The organism is Streptomyces sp. NPDC051664 (assembly GCF_044453545.1).
Lineage (GTDB): Bacteria > Actinomycetota > Actinomycetes > Streptomycetales > Streptomycetaceae > Streptomyces.
On the sequence record NZ_JBITCU010000051.1, the window covers coordinates 24,102 to 30,621 of the forward strand.

At 70.0% G+C, this 6,520-nt stretch carries 3 protein-coding genes and 1 pseudogene; 2 read left to right on the top strand and 2 right to left on the bottom strand.

Annotation, left to right across the window (positions count from 1 at the left end; genetic code table 11):
• Positions 1-157: 157 nt before the first annotated feature.
• Positions 158-1,513, top strand: a complete 1,356-nt coding sequence (locus ACIA8E_RS39355; protein WP_399306328.1) for a helix-turn-helix domain-containing protein — start codon at positions 158-160, stop codon at positions 1,511-1,513.
• 415 nt (positions 1,514-1,928) lie between these two features.
• On the opposite strand, the gene argS is transcribed toward ACIA8E_RS39355, so the two are convergent.
• Positions 1,929-3,704: an arginine--tRNA ligase gene (argS, locus tag ACIA8E_RS39360; RefSeq protein WP_399306331.1), complete on the bottom strand. Its 1,776-nt coding sequence runs from the start codon at positions 3,702-3,704 to the stop codon at positions 1,929-1,931.
• A 134-nt stretch (positions 3,705-3,838) separates the two neighbouring features.
• Here argS and lysS point away from each other — a divergent pair, with 134 nt between their 5' ends.
• Entirely contained in the window at positions 3,839-5,599 is a 1,761-nt protein-coding gene (gene lysS / locus ACIA8E_RS39365) for a lysine--tRNA ligase (protein ID WP_399306334.1), read from the top strand.
• A gap of 99 nt (positions 5,600-5,698) precedes the next feature.
• On the opposite strand, the pseudogene ACIA8E_RS39370 reads toward lysS, so the two are convergent.
• Positions 5,699-6,520: pseudogene (locus ACIA8E_RS39370) on the bottom strand (hypothetical protein); the annotation flags it as partial.

Genomic DNA, 6,520 nt, shown 5'->3' on the forward strand with positions numbered 1-6,520 from the left:
TCCTGCGGTCTGGTCACAGACTGCGGGGTGGCGGATTCCGGCCGCAACGCCCGCCCGACCATTGGGGATGCTGGAATGCCTGTGCGTACTGTGACCTGGGCAGATTTCACGTCCCTGGAACGGTGTTCCGGGACGGACCAGGAGGGGGAACGCCTCAGTGGCGACGCCGGAAGCCGCGGAATTCGCAGCTCTGCTGAAGGAACTGAAGGACCGTTCGGGGCGAAGCTACGGGGTACTCGCGGGAAGACTGCATGTCAGCACGTCGACGCTCCACCGGTACTGCAACGGTGACGCCGTACCCAATGAGTACGCCCCTGTGGAGCGGCTTGCGCGGTTGTGCGAGGCGACGCCCGATGAGCTCGTGGAGCTGCACCGACGGTGGATCGTGGCGGAGGCCGCGAGACGGCGGACCAAGACCGAGGTCGCATCCCCTGTTCCTGCACCGGTGCCGGAAGCTGTGGTTCCGTCGGTACCCCCGGTCCGGGCTCCGGTTCCGGCGGTGGACGACGAGAAGGACACGGACGAAAGGCCCGAGCCCGGAACCGTGGTGGCCGAGGGGACCTCGTCCCGGTGGTTCCGGTCCGCCCCCCGGACGCGCGTTCTGCTCGCCGCAGCCGCCGTCGTCGCACTCACCGTGCCCACCACCCTCATCGTCAGCGATCTGAACCTCTCGGGTTCGGGCTCCGACCTCAGCGATGCTCCGGCCGAAGTGGATGGTGTCGGCGGGGGCGCGCCGGAGCCGCCGGACGTCGATGCGAGCGAGTTCGCGTCGCCCAGCGCTCACAAGCCGTCGGGCACACCCAGCAACTCCGTTACCCCGAGCGCCTCGTCCCCCGCCTCCGGCGGCGCTGCCACGTCCGGCGGGCAGGGTGCAGGCGCGCGGAAGCAGGGGAGCGTGGGCGCCGCCCCGGACGTCACCATCAGTTCGTACAACTGGGAGGCGCCCTGCGGGCAGCACTACCTGTTGGACCAGAAGCCGGATTCCGTGCCTCCGCCCCCCGCGCCGCAGGACACCCGCGGCTGGGCCAATGCGCTCGGCGGCGTGGACGGCGGCGACATGCTGCTCGAACTCACCGTGCAGGGAAGGTCGGGGCAGGCCGTCGTCCTGCACGGCCTGCACGTGCGGGTGTTGTCCCGGAAGGCGCCGCTGGCGTGGTCGGCGTACTCGATGGGTGAGGGCTGCGGAGGCGGGATCACGCCGCAGTCCTTCGATGTGGACCTGGACGACAACCGCCCGACGCTCACGCCGGTGGCGGGGGAGCATGCAGGCACAGCGGTGCCGCCGAAGGACTTCCCGTTCCGGGTGACGTCCACCGATGTGGAGGTGTTCGACCTCGACGCACATGTCGAAGGGCATGACGTCAGCTGGTACCTGGAGCTGGAGTGGAGCAGTGGCGGCAACGACGGGACGCTGCGCATCGACGACGGCGGGAAGCCGTTCCGTACGAGCAGCATCAAGACACGGCCGCAGTACTTCTACGTCAACGACACCGCGCGGTGGTCCACCGGCTGACATGAAGTCCGGGCCGCAGCGGTCGAAGGACGGTCCGGGGCCACCGACGGCGGACCCTGTCGGACCTCGGGGCCGGTGTGCAGGTTCGCGTGGCGCAGCGCCCGGGTCAGCCCGGCTGCGGACTCATGGTCCGGCCCCGCCTCGTTGACGACGACCGTGCCCACACTGCCCTTGTCGGCCCAGCTGCACGCCACTTGGCGCGCACCGCCGGCGAAAACGGGCGTGTACGCCACACAGCGCAGCCACCCGCCGTCGTCGCCCGGGTCGCCGTTCCAGGCGGTGCCGGCCGTCGAAGTGTTCCGTCCCCACCCTGTGACTTCGTGTCCGTGCCGAACACGTCCGCCGCGTCACTCTCGCCCGGTGACCGACCTCCGGTCAATAGGCGATTTCGCAGGTCACAGGGTGGGACGGAGGGTCAGAGGCGCTCGGGGGTGCGGATGCCGAGCAGTGCCATGCCCCGGTGCAGGGTGCGGGCGGTCAGGTCGCAGAGGAAGAGCCGGTTCTCGACCACCTCGGCGGGGTTGTCGTCGCTCAGCACGTGGCACTGGTCGTAGAACGTCGTGTAGTGCGAGGCCAGCTGGTAGAGGTACGCGGCCAGCTTGTGCGGCTCGTACGTGGACGCCACCTCGGCGAGGTTCTCGCCGAACTGGTCCAGGTGCAGACCCAGCGCCCGCTCGGCCGGGGCCAGTTCCAGCTCCGGGTGCGCGACCGGCCGGATCTCCCCCGCCTTGCGCAGGATGGACTTGATCCGGGCGTACGCGTACTGGAGGTACACGGACGTGTCGCCGTTCAGCGACACCATCTGGTCCAGGTCGAACTTGTAGTCCCGCACGGCGGACGTGGAGAGGTCGGCGTACTTCACCGCGCCGATGCCGACGTACTCGCCGTTCTCGACGATCTCCTGCTCGGTCAGGCCGACCTTCTCCGCCTTCTCGCGCACGACGGCCGTCGCCCGCTCGATCGCCTCGTCCAGCAGGTCGACCAGCCGGACCGTCTCGCCCTCACGGGTCTTGAAGGGCTTGCCGTCCTTGCCGAGCACCGTACCGAACGCCAGCTGGTGCGCCTTCACGTCCTCGTTCAGCCAGCCTGCCCGGCGGGCCGTCTCGAAGACCATCTTGAAGTGGAGCGACTGCCGCGCGTCCACGACGTACAGCAGGGTGCTCGCCTTGAGGTTCTGGACCCGGTCGCGGATCGCGGAGAGGTCGGTCGCCGCGTAGCCGTACCCGCCGTTCGTCTTCTTGACGATCAGCGGGACCGGGTTGCCGTCCGGGCCCTTCACGTCGTCGAAGAACACGCACAGCGCGCCCTCGGAGCGGACGGCGACGCCCGTCTCCTCCAGGATCCGGCAGGTCTCCTCGAGCATGTCGTTGTAACCGGACTCGCCGACGATGTCGGGGTCGCGGATCTCCATGTCGAGCTTGTTGAAGACCGAGTAGAAGTAGATCTTCGACTCGTCGACGAACCGCTGCCAGAGCGCGACCGTCTCCTCGTCACCGGCCTGGAGCGCGACCACCCGGTCCCGGGAGCGGGCCTTGAACTCCTCGTCGGAGTCGAAGAGCGCCCGCGACGCCTTGTAGAGCCGGTTCAGCGAGGACATGGCGGCCTCGCCGTCCTGCTCCTTGCCGCCCCGGTGGTCGAGCTCCTGCGGGTGCTCGATCAGGTACTGGATGAGCATGCCGAACTGGGTGCCCCAGTCGCCGATGTGGTGGCGCCGGACCACGGTCTCGCCGGTGAACTCCAGGACCTCCACCATGGCGGCACCGATCACCGCGGACCGGAGGTGGCCGACGTGCATCTCCTTGGCCACGTTCGGCTGCGCGTAGTCGACGACCGTCGTGCCCGCGTTCTGTCCGTACGGCACACCGAGCCGGCCCTCGTCGTCCGCGGCGCGCGCGGCCAGGGTCTCGATGATCGCCTTGTCGGTGAGCGTGATGTTCAGGAAGCCGGGGCCGGAGACCTCGATCTCCTTGATCAGGTCGCCCGCCGGGATCGCGGCCGTGACCTGGGACGCGAGCTCGCGCGGGTTGCCCTTCAGCTTCTTGGCGAGGGCCAGGATCCCGTTGGCCTGGAAGTCGGCCCGGTCGCTTCGGCGCAGCAGCGGGTCCGCGGTGCCGGCATCCGGCAGAGCTGCCGTCAGGGCGTCCGCCAGCTGCTGCTGGAGCGTGGAAGCGAGGGAATTGACCGAGGCCATGGGACGGCTGCCGTTTCCGTAGGGGTACAAGGGATCACGCCCAGTATCCCACGCACTGTAAAGGCGTTTTCGCGCTGCCGGTGGGACCTGGGAGAATGGGCGGTGCCCCTACGAGCCCTACCAGAGAGAAGGACGTGCCGACCGTGGCTCAGAGTCAGAGCAGCACCGAGGCCGACTGGGTCTCCCGCTTCGCGGACGAGGTCATCGCCGAATCGGAGCGTCGTGCGCCTGGCAAACCGGTCGTCGTCGCGTCCGGTCTTTCGCCGTCGGGCCCGATCCACCTGGGCAACCTCCGCGAGGTCATGACCCCGCACCTGGTCGCGGACGAGATCCGCCGCCGGGGGCACCAGGTCCGGCACCTCATCTCGTGGGACGACTACGACCGATACCGGAAGGTCCCGGCGGGCGTCCCCGGCGTCGACGAGTCGTGGGCCGAACACATCGGCAAGCCGCTGACGTCCGTGCCCGCCCCGGCCGGGTCCGCGTACCCCAACTGGGCGGAGCACTTCAAGGCCGCCATGACGGCCGCGCTGGACGAACTGGGTGTCGAGTACGACGGCATCAGCCAGACCGAGCAGTACACGGCGGGCACCTACCGCGAGCAGATCCTGCACGCGATGAGGCACCGCGCCGACATCGACGCCGTCCTCGACCGGTACCGCACGAAGAAGGACCCGGCGGCCGCGGGCAAGGGCAAGAAGCCGCAGCAGCAGAAGAAGGTCGACGACGCCGAGCTCGAGGCCGAGGCGGGCTCCGGCGCGGCCGGCGAGGACGACGGCAGCGGTGGCTCCGCCGGCTACTTCCCGTACAAGCCCTACTGCGGCAACTGCGAGAAGGACCTCACGACCGTCACGTCGTACGACGACGAGACGACCGAGCTGAACTACACGTGCACCGCCTGCGGCTTCGCCGAGACCGTCCGGCTCAGCGAGTTCAACCGCGGCAAGCTGGTCTGGAAGGTCGACTGGCCGATGCGATGGGCGTACGAAGGCGTGATCTTCGAGCCCAGCGGTGTGGACCACTCGTCGCCCGGTTCGTCGTTCGTCGTCGGCGGCCAGATCGTCCGCGAGATCTTCGACGGTGTGCAGCCGATCGGCCCGATGTACGCCTTCGTCGGCATCTCCGGCATGGCGAAGATGTCCTCCAGCAAGGGCGGTGTGCCGACCCCGGCCGACGCGCTGAAGATCATGGAGGCGCCGCTGCTGCGCTGGCTTTACGCGCGCCGCAAGCCCAACCAGTCCTTCAAGATCGCCTTCGACCAGGAGATCCAGCGGCTGTACGACGAGTGGGACTCGCTGGGCCGCAAGGTCGCCGACGGCTCCGTGCTGCCCGCCGACGCCGCCGCGTACGCCCGGGCCATCGGCACGGCCGCCGGTGAGCTGCCGCGTACCCCGCGCCCGCTGCCGTACCGCACGCTCGCGTCCGTCGTCGACATCACGGCCGGGCACGACGAGCAGACGCTGCGCATCCTGAGCGACCTGGACCCGGAGACCCCGCTGACCTCGCTCGACGAGGCGCGGCCGCGGCTCGACCGCGCGGAGAACTGGATCACCAGCCAGGTTCCGGCCGAGGCCCGCACCATCGTCCGCGACGAGCCGGACAAGGAACTGCTCGGCTCGCTGGACGAGCAGGGACGGCGGTCGCTGCAGCTGCTCCTGGAAGGGCTGGACTCGCACTGGTCGTTGGACGGGCTGACGACGCTCGTCTACGGCGTGCCGAAGACCCTGGCAGGGCTGGAGCCGGACGCCAGGCCGACGCCCGAGCTGAAGACCGCGCAGCGGTCGTTCTTCGCGCTGCTGTACCGGCTGCTCGTCAGCCGGGACACCGGGCCGCGGCTGCCCACGCTGCTGCTGGCCGTGGGTGCGGAGCGGGTGCGGAAGCTGCTGGGCGCGTAGCTGCCTGCTGTACGGAGGGCCGTCACCCGGTGATGCGGGTGACGGCCCTCCGTCCTGCCGGTTCCGGTCCGTCCTCGAGCGGTGACGGGCCCGGATCGCTCACGCGATGTGGTTCTCGGCCATCTCGTTGTCGAAGCGCTGCTTGAAACCCGGCAGCAGACGGCGGAGCAGGGCCGCGCTGCGCGGGTGCCTGACGTTGTGGCCGTCCGAGAGATGAATGTCGAGGACCTCGACGCTCGGGTAGTCGTTGTGCTGGTGCGTGTACGCGCTGAACACCTCGTACGCTATTTCGCCGAACTCCGCGTCCTCCTGTGCCCACTCGACCGGGTCCGCCGCGGGCTCCTGGGGCTGCTGGGGCTGCTCCAGCGACTCCGGCAGGGGCTCTTCGCCACGGGGGTGGGGGACCGCGCCGATCGTGCCCACGTTGCCCAGCGGGCGGGTGCGGCCGCCCGGGCCCGACGGGATCATGACCGGGGTGGGCTCAAGGCCCTCGACGTACGTCGGGTTGTACGTACCCTCGTACGCGCCCTCCGGGACCTGCGGCGCCGCGAACCACGGGCTCTCGTGCGAGCCGGGGCCCTCCTGCGGCCATTCCTCGGCGGCGGGGTCGGAGGGGTGGGCGTGCTGTTGCTGCGGGTGCTGTGGCCGGTGCTGTTGGGGCTCGGCGATCTGCGGCTGCGGGGCGTACGGCAATTCGGCCTGGGGGTGGACCGTCTCGACGGCGGCCGGGGCCGGGGCCGGGGGCAGCAGGACCGGTTCTATGCCCGCTGCGGCCAGTCCGGCCGGGCCGGTGTCGGCCAGCGGAACGCCGAACTTCGCCAGCCGCAGCGGCATCAGCGACTCGACGGGGGCCTTGCGGCGCCAGTTCCGGCCGAAACGGGCCTGGAGCCGGGCCTGGTAGATCAGCCGGTCCTGTTCGAG

Excerpts from the sequence above, each read along its gene's own strand:
- argS (WP_399306331.1), bottom strand. The coding sequence starts at position 3,704 with ATGGCCTCGGTCAATTCCCTCGCTTCCACGCTCCAGCAGCAGCTGGCG.